Annotated in this window: 15 protein-coding genes; 8 read left to right on the top strand and 7 right to left on the bottom strand. The window is 71.7% G+C overall.

Features of this window, described 5'->3' with window-relative positions:
• The first annotated feature begins 15 nt into the window (after positions 1-15).
• The 4 genes from OG455_RS05295 to OG455_RS05310 all read left to right on the top strand — a co-directional run bounded on the left by OG455_RS05295 (position 16) and on the right by OG455_RS05310 (position 4,714).
• Positions 16-606 carry an ATP/GTP-binding protein gene (locus OG455_RS05295; RefSeq protein WP_266300663.1) on the top strand — a complete coding sequence of 197 codons (591 nt, stop codon included), beginning with the start codon at positions 16-18 and terminating at the stop codon, positions 604-606.
• Positions 603-1,838 (top strand): cytochrome P450, encoded by a 1,236-nt coding sequence (locus OG455_RS05300; protein WP_266290722.1) that lies wholly within the window; start codon positions 603-605, stop codon positions 1,836-1,838. Before OG455_RS05295 ends, OG455_RS05300 begins: the two co-directional genes overlap by 4 nt.
• The gene (locus tag OG455_RS05305; protein WP_266290724.1) at positions 1,835-3,070 is read left to right on the top strand and encodes a cytochrome P450; all 1,236 of its coding nucleotides are present in this window, start codon (positions 1,835-1,837) and stop codon (positions 3,068-3,070) included. Before OG455_RS05300 ends, OG455_RS05305 begins: the two co-directional genes overlap by 4 nt.
• A gap of 93 nt (positions 3,071-3,163) precedes the next feature.
• The gene (locus tag OG455_RS05310) at positions 3,164-4,714 is read left to right on the top strand and encodes a site-specific integrase (protein WP_266290726.1); all 1,551 of its coding nucleotides are present in this window, start codon (positions 3,164-3,166) and stop codon (positions 4,712-4,714) included.
• On the opposite strand, the gene fabV is transcribed toward OG455_RS05310, so the two are convergent.
• Both fabV and OG455_RS05320 read right to left on the bottom strand, forming a co-directional pair.
• The gene (gene fabV, locus OG455_RS05315) at positions 4,645-5,859 is read right to left on the bottom strand and encodes an enoyl-[acyl-carrier-protein] reductase FabV (protein WP_266290728.1); all 1,215 of its coding nucleotides are present in this window, start codon (positions 5,857-5,859) and stop codon (positions 4,645-4,647) included. The genes OG455_RS05310 and fabV overlap by 70 nt on opposite strands.
• A gap of 650 nt (positions 5,860-6,509) precedes the next feature.
• Positions 6,510-6,734: a hypothetical protein gene (locus tag OG455_RS05320; protein ID WP_266290730.1), complete on the bottom strand. Its 225-nt coding sequence runs from the start codon at positions 6,732-6,734 to the stop codon at positions 6,510-6,512.
• On the opposite strand from OG455_RS05320, the gene OG455_RS05325 reads away from it, so the two are divergent.
• Positions 6,723-7,049 carry a hypothetical protein gene (locus OG455_RS05325; RefSeq protein WP_266290731.1) on the top strand — a complete coding sequence of 109 codons (327 nt, stop codon included), beginning with the start codon at positions 6,723-6,725 and terminating at the stop codon, positions 7,047-7,049. The genes OG455_RS05320 and OG455_RS05325 overlap by 12 nt on opposite strands.
• Positions 7,046-7,465: a hypothetical protein gene (locus tag OG455_RS05330; protein WP_266290733.1), complete on the top strand. Its 420-nt coding sequence runs from the start codon at positions 7,046-7,048 to the stop codon at positions 7,463-7,465. The genes OG455_RS05325 and OG455_RS05330 overlap by 4 nt, the downstream gene beginning before the upstream one ends.
• 80 nt (positions 7,466-7,545) lie before the next feature.
• Here the strand turns inward: OG455_RS05330 and OG455_RS05335 are convergent, their stop codons facing one another.
• The 5 genes from OG455_RS05335 to OG455_RS05355 all read right to left on the bottom strand — a co-directional run bounded on the left by OG455_RS05335 (position 7,546) and on the right by OG455_RS05355 (position 15,577).
• On the bottom strand, positions 7,546-10,197 hold the full coding sequence (locus OG455_RS05335; RefSeq protein WP_266290735.1) for a DUF6493 family protein: 2,652 nt from the start codon (positions 10,195-10,197) through the stop codon (positions 7,546-7,548).
• On the bottom strand, positions 10,194-11,612 hold the full coding sequence (locus OG455_RS05340) for an SWIM zinc finger family protein (protein WP_266290737.1): 1,419 nt from the start codon (positions 11,610-11,612) through the stop codon (positions 10,194-10,196). The genes OG455_RS05335 and OG455_RS05340 overlap by 4 nt, the downstream gene beginning before the upstream one ends.
• Positions 11,613-11,949: 337 nt before the next feature.
• Positions 11,950-13,344 (bottom strand): FAD-binding oxidoreductase, encoded by a 1,395-nt coding sequence (locus OG455_RS05345; protein ID WP_266290739.1) that lies wholly within the window; start codon positions 13,342-13,344, stop codon positions 11,950-11,952.
• 149 nt (positions 13,345-13,493) lie between these two features.
• Positions 13,494-13,856: a cupin domain-containing protein gene (locus OG455_RS05350; RefSeq protein WP_266290741.1), complete on the bottom strand. Its 363-nt coding sequence runs from the start codon at positions 13,854-13,856 to the stop codon at positions 13,494-13,496.
• Positions 13,857-14,122: 266 nt separating this feature from the next.
• Positions 14,123-15,577, bottom strand: a complete 1,455-nt coding sequence (locus OG455_RS05355; protein ID WP_266290743.1) for an APC family permease — start codon at positions 15,575-15,577, stop codon at positions 14,123-14,125.
• A 436-nt stretch (positions 15,578-16,013) separates the two neighbouring features.
• Here OG455_RS05355 and OG455_RS05360 point away from each other — a divergent pair, with 436 nt between their 5' ends.
• Positions 16,014-16,469: a hypothetical protein gene (locus OG455_RS05360; protein WP_266290745.1), complete on the top strand. Its 456-nt coding sequence runs from the start codon at positions 16,014-16,016 to the stop codon at positions 16,467-16,469.
• Positions 16,382-16,891: a BBE domain-containing protein gene (locus OG455_RS05365; RefSeq protein ID WP_266290746.1), complete on the top strand. Its 510-nt coding sequence runs from the start codon at positions 16,382-16,384 to the stop codon at positions 16,889-16,891. The genes OG455_RS05360 and OG455_RS05365 overlap by 88 nt, the downstream gene beginning before the upstream one ends.
• Positions 16,892-16,954 lie beyond the last annotated feature (63 nt).

Below are 16,954 nucleotides of genomic sequence, written 5' to 3' on the forward strand. Positions count from 1 at the left end.
CCGGCAGCCGCCGAGCTGCCGGGAGCCCGCACCGACCTGCGGGCCACCTCCGACAACGGCGTCAAGATCGTCATCGTCGGCGGCTTCGGCGTCGGCAAGACCACGATGGTGCACTCCGTCAGCGAGATCCGCCCGTTGAGCACCGAGGAGACGATGACCCGGGCCGGGGAGCGGATCGACGACACGGCCGCGGTGGCCGGCAAGACCGCCACCACCGTCGCCTTCGACTTCGGCCGGATCTCGCTGGACGAGCGCAACGTCCTCTACCTGTTCGGCGCCCCCGGCCAGGAGCGGTTCTGGTTCCTGTGGGACCGCCTGTTCACGGGCACGCTGGGGGCCGTCGTGCTGGTGGACACCCGGCGGATCGCGGACTCCTGGTACGCCATCGACCGCCTGGAGGCGCACGGCACGCCGTTCATCGTGGCCTGCAACGACTTCGCCGGGCCCGAGCACAGCGAGCAGCAGCTGCGCGCGGCGCTCGACCTCGATCCCGGCGTGCCCCTGCTGATCTGCGACGCCCGGTCGCGAGAGTCCAGCAAGAACGTGCTCATCACGCTGGTGCAGCACGTCCGTTCCCGCTACGTCCTCCAGGAGGCCGCCCAGTGACCAGCGCCCCAGGGCCCGCCCCCGTACCGCTCTCGGGGCCCCGGTTCCAGACCGAACCCGCCGAGCTCTACCGGGAGATGCGGCGCGACCACGGGCCGGTGGCCCCCGTCCTGCTGGACGGCCAGGTGCCCGCCTGGCTGGTGCTCGGCTACCGCGAACTGCACCAGGTCACCGGTGACCCGGTGCTCTTCAGCCGGGACTCGGACCTGTGGAACCAGTGGGACCGCATCCCGGCCGACTGGCCGCTGCTGCCGATGATCGGGCACAAGCAGCCGTCCATCCTCTACACGGTCGGCGAGCGCCACCGCGTGCGCGCCGCGATGGTCAGCGACGCGCTGGAGGCCGTGGACCCCACCGAACTGCGCTCGTACACCGAGCAGATCGCCGACGAGCTGATCGACGGGTTCTGCGGCAAGGGCGCCTCGGAGATCATCGCCGACTACGCGATGCTGCTCCCGCTGCGGGTGCTGGCCAGGCTCTACGGGTTCTCCGACGCGCAGGGCCCGGGCCTGGTCACCGCCATGAACGACATGATCAACGGTCAGGAGGGCGCGCTGGCCGGGATGCAGCACCTGGCCGCGTCCATGCAGCAGCTCCTGGCGGACAAGCACGCCGCCCCCGGCCGCGACGTGGTCTCGCGGATGCTGGCCGACTCCGCCGGCTTCACCGGCGAGGAGGTCGCCCAGGACCTGATGGTGATGATGGCCGCCGGGCACCAGCCGACGGCGGACTGGATCGGCAACTCGCTGCGGCTCATGCTCACCGACGACCGGTTCGCCGCCTCGCTCTTCGGCGGCCGGCACAGCGTCGCCGAGGCGATGAACGAGGTGCTCTGGGAGGACACGCCCACGCAGAACGTGGCGGGCCGCTGGGCCGCCCGGGACACCCAGCTCGGCGACCAGCACATCAGGGCCGGCGACCTGCTGCTGCTCGGCCTGGCCGCCGCCAACTCGGACCCGCAGGTGCGCACCGACAGCGGCTCCCTCACCGGCGGCAACAGCGCGTTCTTCTCCTTCGGCCACGGCGAGCACCGCTGCCCGTTCCCCGCCCAGGAGATCGCCGAGGTCATCGCCAGGACCGCCATCGAGGTGGTCCTCGACCGGCTGCCCGACATCGACCTGGACGTCCCCGCCGGATCGCTCAGCCGCCGCCCCTCCCCCTGGCTTCGCGGCCTGACGGAGCTGCCGGTGCGCTTCACCCCCACCCCCGCGCTTGGAGGCACGAGGTCATGACCAGCCCCACCACCGTCCCCGACGAGGGACGCATCGCGCTCGACCCGTTCGTCACCGACCTGGACGCCGAGAGCGCGCGGCTGCGCGCCGCGGGCCCCCTCGCCGCGGTGGAGCTGCCGGGCGGGGTGCCGGTGTGGGCCGTCACGCACCATGCCGAGGCGCGGCAGCTGCTGGCCGATCGGCGGCTGGTGAAGGACATCAACGTGTGGGGCGCCTGGCAGCGCGGTGAGATACCGCAGGACTGGCCGCTGATCGGCCTGGCGAACCCCGGCCGCTCGATGCTGACCGTCGACGGCGAGGACCACCGCAGGCTGCGCACCCTGGTCGCGCAGGCGCTCACCCCGCGCCGGGTGGAGCTGCTGCGCGGACACGTCACCGAGCTGACGAACGGGCTGCTCGACCGGCTCGCCGCGCACCCGCCGGAGGCCGTCGTCGACCTGAAGGCCGAGTTCGCCTACCCGCTGCCGATGGAGGTGATCAGCGGGCTGATGGGCATCGACCCCGCCGACCATCCCCGGCTCAAGGTGCTCTTCGAGAAGTTCTTCTCCACCCAGACCCCGCCCACGGAGGTCTTCGCGACGCTGGTCGAGCTGGGCGAGATGATGGCCAAGGTGGTCGCGGAGCGCCGCGCCGCCCCTGGCGACGACCTCACCAGCGCGCTGATCCTGGCCTCCGAGGACGGCGACCGGCTGACCGACGAGGAGATCGTCAACACCCTCCAGCTGATGATCGCCGCCGGGCACGAGACGACCATCTCGCTGATCGTCAACGCGGTGGTCAACCTCTCCGGCCACCCCGAGCAGCTCGCCCTGGTCCGCTCCGGGGCGGTGGGTTGGGACGCGGTGATCGAGGAGACCCTGCGATGGTCCACCCCCACCTCGCACGTCCTGATCCGCTTCGCCACCGAGGACGTCCAGGTCGGCGAGAAGACCATCGCCGCGGGCGAGGCCCTGATCGTCTCCTACGCGGCGATCGGGCGCGACGAGCAGGCGCACGGTCCCACCGCGCAGGACTTCGACATCACCCGCTCGCCCAACCGCCACATCGCCTTCGGCCACGGCCCGCACGTCTGCCCCGGCTCGGCCCTCTCCCGCCTGGAGGCCGGCATCGCCCTGCCCACCCTGTACGAGCGCTTCCCCGCGCTCGACCTGGCGGTGGACCGGACCGAGCTGCGCAACAAGCCGGTGGTCACCCAGAACGACCTCTACGAGCTGCCGGTGCGCCTGCGCTGACGCGGTGCCGGGCCGCCCTCGTCGTCACTTGTGCGGTTTCGGACATGTCCTTGCTACGTTCCAGCGGTGCGATCCAGACCAAGAGATCCGGGCGTGCTGGGCTGGCGGGTGTTCTTCACCCGGCGTGAGCTTGGGCTGCCGCAGGCAAGTACGGACGTGATGGTCGACGTTGCTGCTCTGGACGACTGGTTGGACGAGTACGGGATCGGGGACGGCTCGCCGTACCTGATCGATCCGCTCGGCCGGTACGACGTCGACCTGAACGACTACTTCGTCACCATGCTCGCTAACGAGCCTGACACGACCCAAGCCGCCGTCGCCTACGACCTGAAGCGGTTCCTCAAGTTCCTGTGGGACAACCGGGGCCGCCGGAGCTGGAAGGCCGCCTCGCCGGATGACCGGGCAGCCTTCAAACACTGGCGGCTGCACGACGCTGCCGGACCGAGAGTGGAAGCGACGACCTGGGACCGTGAGGTCGCCACGGTCAACCAGTTCTACCGCTGGGCCGTCGTCGAGGGGCACGCGGCACGGAACCCGTTCCGGCAGCGGGTATCCCGCAGCCGCGATCCACGTCGGCCCTCGGGTGAGCCGACCCCGGCCGAGGCCTCACACGAGGGGCGGCCCAACGACGTCGAGTGGCTGCCGCCCGCGACCTACCGCCTCTGGAGAGATACGGGAGTGCGCGGGTTCACCCCGCATGGCCTCCCCGACCGGTCGTTCCGCGGCCGGTTCGCATCACGGAACTCGGCCTTCACCGACTCGCTGATCCGCACCGGGCTGCGACTGTCCGAGCAGACGAGCCTGAGCCTGTTCGAGCTGCCCGAGCCGGTGCCCGGGACGCTCAACTTCCGCACCTGGCTGCCCGAGGCGATCGCCAAGGGCGGATCGGCTCGACGCATCTACTTCCCGGTGTCCTCGCTGAAGGACGTGTGGGACTACGTGGAGACAGACCGGGCGGAGGCTGTCGAAGTGGCGCGGGAGAAGGGCCTCTACGAACGGATCCGCAAGCCGCTGATCGTCTCGGACCCGTGTAAGCCGGTGGTGGTGATCGACGGCGAACGCCTGCCGATCGGCCAGCTGGACCACCGCGAGCGCCGCCGGGTCCTGATCGAGACTCCCCAGGGGCTGGAGCCGGCGGCGCTCTGGTTGAACCGCCACGGCCTGCCAAGCCATCCGTCGGGCTGGCAGGAGATGTTCAAGACCGCCAACTCGCCTCGCAACACGCCGCCCCTACACAGTGATCGGACACGCCGATCAGACGCCCTGGCTGTTTCCAGGTCAACGCCCAGGCCAACACGTCAGCGCCGACCGGCTCGGCCTACGGTTGATCGCCGTCGGAATCCAACCAGGCCAGGCCAGGTCCACCGCCCTGTTCGCCCTCGCCGAGGAAGTCCCGGCCGCGATCCTGGCCCGCATGCTCGGCATCCACATCCAAGTCGCCGTCCAGTGGCAGAAGGCATCGGCCGGCGACTGGGCCGCCTATGCCGCCGCCGTCAGCCGCCGTTGACCACCCAGAACGAGCGGGTGGAACGGCAGCGGGAGCGGCTTCTTATCCTCGAAGGGCGGATAGGGCTCTACGGGGTGGCGGCGTCGGACGACGGGGAAGCGGGCCACGGGACGGTGGTCTCGGCTGCGACCTCGTAGTCGACGCCGGGAACGTCCCAGCCGTAGAGCTGGCCGACCTGGTCGCGGAACCAACCAGTGTCCGCGCTGGTGGCAATGGTGTCGGCGTCGACCTGGTCCCACGCGGCGCGGACGGCAGCCTGAACCCCGGGGTCCATCTCCCAGTCGTCCAGCCGGATGCGGTCTTGGTCGTCCAGGTCGAGTTCGGCGTCACCGGCGAGCTGGTTCCACACGGCCGCTGCCTGGTCGACGGTGGCCTGCCAGCTGTCACCGGTAACGCGGTGAAGGATGCTGGTGTAGAGCGCGATGCTTGGGATGGCGGTGGAGGCCTGGGTGACGGCCGCGCCGGCGACGACGGTGTAGGCGTGGCCTGTGCCCTTGAGCTGGGTGTTGATGGCGCGGGCGGTTTCTTCCAGATGCTGCTTGGCAGCGCCGATGGTTCCGGCCCGGTAGATGGGGGCGGTGATGTCGGATCCGACGTACGAGAGGGCGACGGTCTGGAAGCCGTCGGCGAGCAGGCCTTTGGACTGCAGGGTGTCGATCCACATCTGCCAGTCGGCGCCGCCCATGACCTGCACGGTCGCCTCGCGCTCGGCCTCGTCCGCGGCCTGCAGGTGCAACTCGCCGATCCGCGGGAGGCCGTCCTCGAACACGAGGGTTTTGGCCTGGTAGTCGGTGCCGAGCGGCTTGATGACGGAGTGGTGGACCTCCCCGGTCAGCGAGTCCGTGCGACGCGGGGCCGCGATGCTGTAGACGAGCAGGTCGATCTTGCCGAAGCGGGCGGCGAGCTGGTCAGTGGCCTCGTCCTTGACGCCCTCGGAGAAGGCGTCGCCGTTGAGGAAGGTGAAGTCAGCGCCGGCCTCGGCGGCGAGCTCGGCGGTCCGCGCGGTGCGGTACCAGCCCGCGCTGGCGGTGCGGCGCTCGGTTGCGGTGGACTCGAAGGCGATGCCGAGTCCGCGCATCCGGTGGGTACGCAGGCCAACCAGGGTCGCAGCCAGTCCGTAGCCGGCGCTGGAGCCGATGACGAGGGCGACCGGGCCGGGCCGGCCGCCAGCGGAGTCTGGTAGCCGCTGCCACATGCGGTCAACCACCGTCTTGCAGCCGGTCGGATGGCTGTTGACGTAGAGGTAGCCGCGGTTACCTGGCTTGATCTCGCGGAGGCTCACTCGGGGGGTCCTTCGGGTGCGGGGAGCGTGGTCTCCGCGGCAGTGAGCGGTTCCACGCAGCGGCGGATGTCGTCGACGGTTTCCAGCTAGCCGGTGGCCTCGTCGGGGATGACGATGCCGAACGTGCCCTCCAAGGCGGTGACCAGGCGAGGCTGTCGATGCCCCGGGTCTCGTTCTGGATGAGCCCTGCTCACATCCTCGGTGAGCGTGGCCCAACCGGTGATGGTGATCTTCGCTAGAAGTGGCCGCAGATTCTTGTCGGTGTCCTATTCGGTCATGTCACACCGCCTGACGGGTCTGGACGCGGGAGAACAGCGCCTCAGTGGGGACCGCCGGCATGCTGCTGGGGGCGGCGGGCCGACCAGTGCGGGGCCACGGGCTACGGCAGTCGGCACCGCCGGAGCCTGTTGAGCAGCGGGAGTTGGGGTATCGGTCGCGGCGATCTTCGCCCGCAGCGGCGGCGTGCAGGCCCGGGACCTGGACCGACATCACGAGTTCAAGTTCAGTAGCGCCTGGCATGTCGCGGACCACGCCGCCCTGGCTCGGGCTCCGACTTCGATGCCGTCCTCAGGCCAGGATTACTCCCTCATGCACCGATCATGGCACGGGAGTGACAGGCATTCAGAGGGTTCCAATACCCGACTCCACCATTAGGCACCTCCAGCTCCGGGTTCCGCGACGAAGTCGAATCCGAGGAGGCCATCGCCCGCGGCGAGAAGCTCGGCGATCTGATCATCAGCGACGAGTTCCACCGACTCACCGGGCCGGCCGCGGCGGAGGCGGAGAGCCGCCTCGCCGAGTTCGAGCGCCACGTCCACTTCCAGGGCAAGGTGATCAACGACCCGAAGCGGCTCCAGCGCCACATGGCTCGACACGACCCGCACATCTACCCAGGCCAGTACGTCACCTGCGTCCACAACCCCGACCGGGCCCTGTGCCGCCGGGACGATGGTGGGAACGGTCCCTCGCTGCCGGATTGCCAGCCCCTGCGCTGCCGCAACGTCGCCCTGTCCATCGAGAACACCGGCCACCTGCGAGCAGCCCTGGACGCTCACGACCAGGAGCTCGCCCAAGCGGACCGGCTGGCACCGTTCGTTCGGCACCGGCTCCAAGCCCGCCGGCAGGAGCTCGCCGACTTCCTCGCCGAAACCGTCGGCACCGACCCGGACACTGTGACGGAGAACCCGTGAGCCCTCACTTGCCCACCGACGCGCAAGTCCGAACCGCGATGGAAACCGAACTCGCCGAGAGCAAGGCCGTCGGCCGACGCGCCACCGTCACCAACGTTGAGAAGCACCTCCGTGTCACCCACGCGACCTTCTACCGCAACTACCCGGAGCTGATCGCCTGGTTCAAGAGCCGACTCGACGACCGACACCGCTCGGCCACGGCGCCGAAGAACAGTGCCCGGCCCGACGACGAGACAGCCCGCCTCCGGCGGGAGAACAGCGACCTGCGCAAGCTGGTCCGCATCTACGCCGAGGCGATCCGCCAGCTGACCGTCGACAAGGCCGCCCTGGAGGACGAGCTGCAAGCACTGAGCAGCGTGACCAGCCTCACCGAACACCGCCGTGCCCATGACGGCGGAGTCGGCCCCCTGCTGTGACAGCTTGAACCCGGCCTGCAGAAGCTTCTGGATGTCACGCCGACTGGCACACATTCCAGTGCCGGATAGCCAGCGGACGTCTACCCTCCGGCTGATGCCCCGGCCAGCACCTCTCGTAGGGCCCGTGCCTCCTTCACCACCCGGCTCGATCCACCGCGCCCGGCCGTCTCCGACACCTCGGCGATCGGTCCGCGCGAGCCGCTGCGCCGCGCGCAGTCGGCTGCCACCGCGAGCAGCTCGCCAACGCCCCGTGCGGGCGTTGCCCTGAGCAGTTGCGGCAGGGCTGCGGCCAGCACCGACCACACCGTGCCGTACGCACCCGTCGCGGCGGCGGCCCGTACGGAGTCGGTGAGCCGGTTGGCCTTCACCGCCCCGATCAGCACCAGCTCCGCCAGCTCCTGCCCGAGCAGCGGGCCGTCCAGGTCGCCCTGGGCTGCGAGCACCAGCAGGGCGTCCACCGCGGCGGTGCGGTCCTCGGGCCGCCGGGCGCCCAGCCCGTACCCGACGGCCAGGTGGACGGCCGGGCCCGCCGGGCCGCCGGCCTCGACGAGGTGGGGAAGCAGTTCGGCGGCGCCCCGGTCCTCGGTGTGGGCGAACGCGTCGAGCAGCCGGGCAGCCAGTTCCTCACGGTGGTTGGGCAGGGCCGCGAGCCAGAGCCGGGGCGGCGTGCCGTGCCGGTACCGGATCGTCCGCAGCCCCGAGTGGACGAGCGGACCGACCAGTTCGACGAAGTCGGCGGCCAGTTGGCCGTCCACCCCGTCGCGCTGATCGGCGGACTCCTCGCCGGGCTGGTCGATCACGGTCAGCACGACGCCCTCGAACTCGTGCACCCGCCAATGGCCCTCAAGGTCCTGCGCCGGGGCGAACCGCCTACGGGTGGACCGCTGCGCGGGCAGCCCGCGCGAGCGGAGCCAGCGCGCCGCGTACTGCCCGGCCGGCGATCCGAGCCGCTCGGCGGCGACCAGCACCTCGGTGTCCTCGGTGGGCACCACGCGCAGCAGCGCCTGCGAGAGGTCGGCGGCCCCAGGTTCCGCACCGGCTGCCTCATAGGCGGCGAGACGGTCGACCAGCGTCGCCGCGTCCAGCGCTCCGGTAGCGGAGGTCGGAGTGGCGAGCAGGAAGGGCATGTTGCCGGTCCGGATCCGGTCGGCCGCCTCCTCCAGCCGGCCGGCCAGCACGTCACCGAACTCGGTGCCGAAGCCGGGGCTGCGCAGCGGCTCGGGGGTCGCTCGCCCGGCTGCCGCCAGGGCGACGTGCAGGACGGCCCGCGGCGAGCAGTCCGCCCAGCGGTGCGTGCCGCTCCACGCGTGGGCGCGCAGCACCGGCTCCAGCGCCCGGGCGAGCGCCGGGCGGTCCCGGTGGGTGTGCCGGACCAAGCCGTCGAGGACGCGTTCGAAGGCCGCCGCGTCCGGGTCTCCGGCGAGGACCGCGCCGAGCTCCTCGGCGACCTCCTCCACACTGTCCAGCGGGCCAGGCACCGGCACGGGCAGTAGCACCGGCGGCAGCAGCTCCCGATACGCCTCGGCGGGCGCGGGAAGGTCGCCACCGAAGAGTTCCCCGGCCCGTGCGGTGTGCGCCGGGCTGAGCAGTTCGGCGGCCGCTCGCAACTGCGGGAGCACCGCCGTTCCGGCCGCGGGGAGGTGGCGGGCCGTCACCTGCAGGGCCCGGCCCTGCAGGTCGGGGTCGGGGTGGCCGAAGGCGCGAGCCGTCGCGAGCACCACCTCACCGGAACGGGCCGGGTCGCGCCGCGCAGCCTCGTCCAGCCAGCCGAGCTGGGCGCGGACGAGCTTCTTCTCGGTGCGCAGGAGCACCGTCGCCGAGGCCTCGGCGAGCAGGCCGGGAGCCAGCAGGCCCGCCTCGTCGAGGTCGGCCAGCACCTGCTGGGCGTGCGCGGCGACGGTGGGGAGCGCGTCGAGCAGCGCGAAGTAGTTTCTGGCCCGGGCCGTTCTCTCCTCGGCGGTCGGGGCGAAGATCTGCAGCAGCTTCAGGAAGCCGCGCTGATCGCTGGTCCGCCCGCCCCGCGCCAGCCGGGCCAGGCAGAGGTCAATCAGCTCCCCCCGGTCCAGCATGCCCTGCTCGGCCAGCCGGACCAGGCAGGTCGGCCACCAGTCCTCGGGGCGCTGCTCGTTCCCCGGGCCGTCGAGCATGGGGCCGATCTCGTCGAGCTCGAACAACCGTGGCGTCAGGAGCGGCACGAACGGGTCCTTCGACAGCCGTTCCCACAGGGTCTTACCGGTCACGACGACGATCGGGTTCCGGTGGGAGGCGTACGTCCAGGTCCGGCCGCGGAACCACTGCGTGACGAAGCCGTCCGAGGTCGGCACGTCGCAGCCGGTCGTCAGCACCAGGTGCTCCAGCAGGTGGTACTTCCTCGTCGCCCAGGAGGTGGCCCGCCGCTCGGCCAGTTTGGCGACCAGCGCGCTGCGCCATTCCAGCGGCTGGCTCTCGATCGCCGTCAGCAGGGCGGGCTGATCCCAGCTGTCGTCCAGCCTGAACCCCGGGCCGCTCATGCTCAGCCAGGCGGCCGCCGAGGTGGCGGCAGTGTGGCAGCCGGCCCCCGCGACCATCAGCGCCTGGAGGACGCCGCGCTTGAGCCACCACTCCTCGCCGATCTCCTGACGGATCTCCTTCAGCTCCGCGATGCAGTCACGTCGCTGGGCTGGCGTCAACCCGGCCAGTTCCCGGACCACACCGTCGGCGTCTCCCGCCCGCACCCGCTCGATCAGCGTCATCGCATTCCCTCCACTACCGTGGTCCCAGCCCCGTCTTCCGCCCTGCCGTCGGCCACCGAGCCCGAGTTCGAGCACAGGCTCACCGCGAGCGCATGCTTGCACGGCCCGCGCCCGCCCCGGTACTTGGCCCACCACAGGCAAGTGCAGCTCAGCCGCCCGTCCGGCCCCACCCGAACCCGCTGCACGTGGTCGTCCACCGTCACCAGCGCGCCGCCGCCCTCCAACCGCACGGCGCCTGCCGCCACCAAGGCGCGGGCCGCCCGAAGGCGCGGGTTCTGCGCCTCGGCGCGGCCGGAGTCGTAGGGGAGTTGACGGTGGAAGTATGCGGCCTCGGCCGTGTCGTACCCGATCTGGCCGGCCGCCCCGAGCCTGGTCAGGGCTGCGCGGACGCGCTCGGTGGTCAGCCCCGCCTGTTCGGCGAGCTCCGCCGGGTCGATCCGGGGTTCCCAAGCCAGCAGCGCCGAGACCAATTCGGCGTCGGAATCGGCATGCTCGTTGGCGAGCGCGGCGAGCACACCGCCCTCGCCGGAGAAGCCGCGTGCGGCGTCCGGCGACAGCATGAGGCTCAGCCGCATGCCCGGCAGCACCACCTCCCACACGGCCGCCGTGGGCGAGGTTCCGGCAGGCGGCCCGTACACGCGCAGCGCCAGCGCGTGCCGGAGTGCGCGCTGCAGGTTGGCCAGCCGCTCCGGGCCGGACAGGCAGACCGCACCGGGAACGGGCCTGCTGGTCCGGCGCAGCACACGGCCCGCAGCGACCACCCACTGCGTGCTGCGGGTGCCGAAACGGCCGCTGTCACGCGGCAGCGATCGCAGGAAGCGAACGGCTTCCGCGGCCGATACCTCGATACGCAGGTCGAAGCCCGCGGCCAGCACCTGGGTCTCGGCAAAACCGCGCAGCCAGCGGTCCGGCAGCGGCACCCTCTTCTCGACCCGTCGGCCGTCGAGGGTGGTGACCGCCAGCTCATCCGGGCCGATGGCCAGGTGAAGCGGGTCGGTGGCGCCGATCAGGCCGAGCGCCTCGCGGAGTGGGTGGTTGACGTCGACGTTGGTGGTGCCGTGGCCGACGTTGTTTCCGTCCAGTCCCTCAGGGAGCACGTCGAGGCGCGCGTAGACACCGCAGCAGCCGGAGAACGACTCGAAGCGCAGCCGGTCGCCGTTGGCGGTCACCACCGGGTCGAGCGAGGCGGGCCGCAGCGGCTGGTAGTACCGGGTCGCGGCCACGCTGGCGACCGTGAGCAGTGCGGCGGCGGCCGCCGCCGGAGCGGTCAGGAACCCGTGGAAGAAGCGCGGGTTCGCGGCCGCCCCGGTCAGTGTCGCCCCACCGGAGGTCTCCAGGGTGAGGCTCCGGCCGGCGCTGCTGTTCCGCACGGCGGAGGACCGGAGGTAGGTGTAGGTCTGCACGGCTTGCGTCACGCGGAGCATGCTAGGGCCCTGCGCTGACAAGCCAGGCCCGGGGCGCCTGAGACAAGTGCTGCGCAATTGGTGTCAGGGGCAATGACATCCAACGCCCGAGCGACGCCCAGCAGAGACACGCAGGATCATCCGGCTTCCCGCTCCGCCTCTGCGCGGACCACCCACGGATTCGACCGAGGTCAGATCGAGGGTCATCCGGACGGTAGGTCGAGAGGTACTCATCCGCGCAGTGGGCCGCTGATCAGCGACGAGTAGGGAGCCCGGGTGAGTGCCTGCGCAGCGGACAACGGACAGAACTGGTGGACCTACGTAACTGGGCAGCCCGGCGCCACCGGTGTCAGGAGTCGAAGCCGAGGCCGAGCCGGTCCATGGTCCGCAGCCAGAGGTTGCGGCGCCCCGCGTTGCGGTCGGCGCGGTCCAGGGACCACTTGGTCAGCTCGATGCCGGCCCAGCGGACCGGCTCGGGCGGGAAGGGCAGCGGCTTGCGGCGGACCATCTCCAGGGCGGTGCGCTCGGTCCGCTCGCCGGCCAGCAGGTCGAGCATCACCTCGGCGCCGAAGCGGGTGGCGCCCACGCCCAGGCCGGTGTAGCCGGCGGCGAGGGCGACCTTGCCGTGGTAGGCGGTGTCGAAGAAGGCGGAGAACCGGGTGCAGGTGTCGATCGCGCCGCCCCAGGCGTGGGTGAAGCGCAGGCCCTCCAGCTGGGGGAAGGTCTGGAAGAAGTGGGTGGCCAGCGTCTGGTAGGTCCGCGGGCGCTGGTCGTGCTCGGAGCGGACCCGGCCGCCGAAGTGGTAGATCGCGTCGTAGCCGCCCCAGAGGATCCGGTTGTCGGCCGAGAGCCGGTAGTAGTGGAACTGGTTGGCGCTGTCACCCAGGCCCTGGCGGTTCTGCCAGCCGATCGAGGCGAGCTGCTCGGGGCTCAGCGGCTCGGTCATCAGGGCGTAGTCGTAGACCGGCACGGTGTAGGCGCGGGTCCGGCGCACCAGCGAGGGGAAGACGTTGGTGCCCAGCGCGACCCGGCGGGCGAAGACCCGTCCGTAGGCGGTGCGCACCGCCATCCCGGCGCCCGACTCGGCGATCTCGGTCGCGGGGGTGTGCTCGAAGACGCGCACGCCGAGGTCGAGGCAGGCCTGCTTCAGGCCCCAGGCGAGCTTGGCCGGGTTGACCATGCCGACGCCGTCGCGGTCCCAGACCCCGCCCAGGTAGGTCGGGGAGTTGACCTCGGCGCGCACCGCCTCGGTGTCCAGGACGGTCAGCTCGCCACCGAACTGCCTCGCCAGGTCGGCGAGTTCGGCCAGGTCGTCGAGCTGGTAGGGCTCGGTGGCCAGGTCGATCTCACCGGTGCGCTCCCAGTCGCAGTCGATCGAGTACCGCTTGACGCTGTCCTCGATGGCCTGCAGGTTCCGCGCGCCCAGCTCCTCCAGCCGGGCCAGCTCACCGGGCCAGCGCTGCTGGCCGTTGCCCAGGCCGTGGGTGAGGCTGGCCGCGCAGAAGCCGCCGTTGCGTCCGGAGGCCGCCCAGCCGACCTCGTGCCCCTCGACCAGAACGACGTCCAGCGAGGGGTCGCGCTCCTTGGCGATCAGGGCCGTCCAGAGGCCGCTGTAGCCGCCGCCGACCACCAGCAGGTCGCAGCGGACGTCGCCGACCAGGGCGGACCTGGCCTCGGGCCGGGCCGCGTCGTCCAGCCAGAACGGCGTGGGCTTGACGTCCTGCAGGGAGAGAGCGGGATCCATGGGTGGCTGCTTCCTTCGGTGCGTGGGAGAGCGGGTGGCACGGGGTGGGGGCGGGGGTGCGGGGGCGGGGGGTGCGGCGCGGGGCGGGGCGGGGGGAGCGGGCGGGGCCCGGTGGGGGTCGGGCCCCGGCCGCGGTCGGTCCCCGGCGGTCAGTCCCCGGCGGGCAGTGTGAGGGCGTAGGCCTTGCGCAGCGTCTCGTGGACGGTCCAGGTGGTCCGGTCGCCCTCCCGCAGCACGGCGGCGTCGCCCGGACCGACCTCCAGCACCGGCCCGCCGGCGATCTCGATGGTGGCTCGGCCGCTGATCACCACGAACAACTCGTCGGCCTCGGTGTCGGTCACCACGCCCGGGGTGATCTGCCAGATCCCGCGCAGCTGCCGCCCATCCGCGGACTCCCAGAGCACCTGCCCGGTGACCTCCGGAGCGCCGGAGACGATCTGCGCCGGGTCCAGCGGCTCGGGGTCGAGGGCGAGCCCGGTGTCGGGGAGGTGGATCACGAAGCTGTTGGTCATGCCCTGACGCTAACCACTGCGCGGGCACCGGCGCCGCTGCACACTGTCTGCATCCGGCAGAGGCCGCTGACACCCCGTAATCCGGTGCGGGCGGCCTCACCCGGACGGGCCAACGGCAGGACCGGCGGGCCGGGGGCGGCCATCTCGGCCCTCCCCGGCACGCCGGTCCGATCGTGTGCCGGCCGGCCGGCTGGTCAGCCGGTGAGCGGGTCAGCCGCCCAGCTGGTCAACAGGTCAGCAGGTCAGCAGGTCAGCAGGTCCATCCGTCAGCCGACCAGGTCGGCGGCCACCGGCGAGGCCGGCAGCGGGTGGACCGCGCCCCGTGCGGCCCGTGCGGCCCGCCGGCGCGACAGCAGCGGGTAGAGCAGCAGCGAGCCGCCCACCACCACGGCGGCGTAGGTGACGGCCTGCACGCCGCTCTCCTGGTACTGCTCCCAGGCGGCCCAGCCGCAGATGCCGAGCAGCGAGACCGTGATGCCCGCCACCGTGAACCAGCCGCCGGGGATCCGGTAGGGCCGCTCCAGCTCGGGCTCCTTGATCCGCAGGGCGATCAGCGCGGCGACCTCCAGCAGGATGCCGAGGTTGGTGAGGAAGACGTCGAAGATCACCAGGTTGGTGAAGCTGCTCAGGCAGAACAGCGCGTAGATCACCGACGACCCGATGATCGAGACGATCGGCACCCGGTAGCGCCGGCTCTCCTTGGCGACCCAGGCCGGGAAGTAGCCGTCCTGCGCCAGCACCAGCGGCAGTCGCGAGTTGGCGGCCAGCAGGGCCGAGAACATCGCGACCGCCGCGAACATCCCGCCGACGGTGACCGTCACCTGGAGCCAGGGCCCGGCCAGCTGCTTGGCGACGTCGGAGAACGAACCGGTGTCCCAGTTCTGCCAGCCCGCCTTGCCGTCGGCGCCGGTGGCCAGCGAGGCGATGGACGGCAGCAGGTAGCCCACCATGATCAGCACCACCGCCATCGCCAGCGCCTTCGGCAGGTGCTTGCGCGGGTTCTCCATCTCGCCGGCGACGGTGGTCACGCTGTCCCAGCCGGAGTAGTTCCACATCACGATGAAGAGCCCGGCGCCGAAGGCGTTCCAGGTCGACTGCCCGGAGGTGGCGGTCAGCGTCCCGACCGGGTTCGTGCCGTGCTGCACCAGGTGCGCGACCCCGACCACGGTCAGGATGACCATCGGCAGCAGGCAGATCAGCGCGAAGGCGACGGAGGACTCGCCGACCCAGCCCGCGCCCAGCAGGTTGAGCAGGGTGAACACCACGATCACCGCGACGCAGATGAACCAGTTGAGGTCGAACCGCAGCCCCCCGATGTGGAACAGCACGTGCTGCCCCGGCGCCACCGCGCCGACCAGGTTCTGCAGGTAGCTGGTGAACAGCACCGGGTAGAGCGCCATGTCGACAAAGCTGCACACCCAGCTCAGCAGCCCCTGCTGGAAGCCCCAGAACCGGCCGAGCCCGCGCTTGACCCAGTGGTAGTAGCCGCCCTCCTCCGGTATCGCGGTGCCCAGCTCCGCGCAGACCAGGGCGTGCGGAATGCTGTAGATCAGCGGCGTGACGACGATCAGCACGATCGCCATGCCGGGTCCCGATGTCGAGAACAGTCCTTCGATGCCGTACGCGCCGCCGGAGACGCTGAAGAAGATCAGCGCGACCAGCGGCATCAGGCGCACGCGTTTGGGAGTCAGCAGGCGACTGGGCGGCTGGTGCATGGTCATGGCAGTCATGGTCACCTCAGGGTGGTCGGCCGCTGGTGCTGGGTGGGGGCCACAGGGGTGCGCATTCGCGGCGCCTTCGTGGGGGTGGCGCGGCGAACCGGCCGGCACCTGACGTGGCCCCGCTGGCGTCCCTAGAGTTTCGGCCCTGCCACTGCGGCGGGCAATCCGTCACCCTGTCATGCGTCGACCCCTGACTTTGACACTCTGCGTGACACCGCCCGCCGGCCGCCGGGCCGGGCCGCGCGCCGGGCGATGAGCTGACTGTATGTCAATCATTGCTATCAGCAACGGAGTTCAATGCCTCCACGGCCGCACGACCGGCGGCGGATCACCGACCGCGGCACGGTTCGGACCCGTACAGTCGAGGCGTCGACGGCACTGTCCCGGCGCGGGTCCGGCGCGAGCCGGACCCGCACCGGCCGGATGGGAGCGTGCGATGAAGCGGTCGGAGCCCGATCCGCTGGACCGTCGCGGCCTGCTCGCCGCCGCGGGCGCGGTGGCCGCCGGCGGCGTGACCACGGCGCTGGCCGGCGCCCTGGGCGCCGGGCGGGCGGCCGGGGCGGAGCCCGGGGACGCGGGTGGCACGGATGCCGCAGGTCGCGGTGGTGCCACGGCCGGCGGTGGTGCGCCCGAGCCGGCGGCGTTCGGCCCGGCGAGCGTTCGGCCCGGCGATCCGCGCTACGACAGCCTGCTGCGCGGCGACAACTTCCGCTTCGTGGGCCGGCCGGACGAGATCCGGGTGGTCGGGTCGACCGCGCGGGTGGTGCGGGCGGTCGAGGACGCGGTCCGGATGAACCGGGGGACGTGGCCACCCGCCGCTACAAGGAGAAGGCCGGCTACCTGCGCCGCTCCCTCACCGACGCCCAACTCGCCGCCGTGTACCGGAACCTGACGAACGACACCGGCTGCCCGAGCGGCGGCATGCTGCTGGTCGGCTACGGCGGCCAGGTCGGCACGGTGCCCTCGGACGCCACCGCCGTCGCCCAGCGCGACGCGGTGATGAAGGCCGTGTTCCACGTCTTCTGGGCCGACGAGTCCGAGGACGCGGACCGGCTCGCCTGGATCCGCGCGTTCTACCGCGACGTGTACGCGGACACCGGCGGCGTGCCGGTGCCCGGCGAGGTCAGCGACGGCTCCTACATCAACTACCCGGACCGCGACCTGGCCGACCCGGCCTGGAACACCTCGGGCGTGCCCTGGCACACCCTCTACTACAAGGACAACTACCCGCGCCTGCAGCGGGCGAAGGCCCGCTGGGACCCGCGCGGCGTCTTCCGCCACGCGCTCGCGGTGGAGCCCGCCGAGCGGCCTTGACCCGCACTGACCTGCGCTGACCTGCACGGACGCGGTCAAGCCGGGCAGCCGCGAGGTGCCGTC

The sequence above is a fragment of the Kitasatospora sp. NBC_01287 genome, from assembly GCF_026340565.1.
GTDB lineage: Bacteria > Actinomycetota > Actinomycetes > Streptomycetales > Streptomycetaceae > Kitasatospora.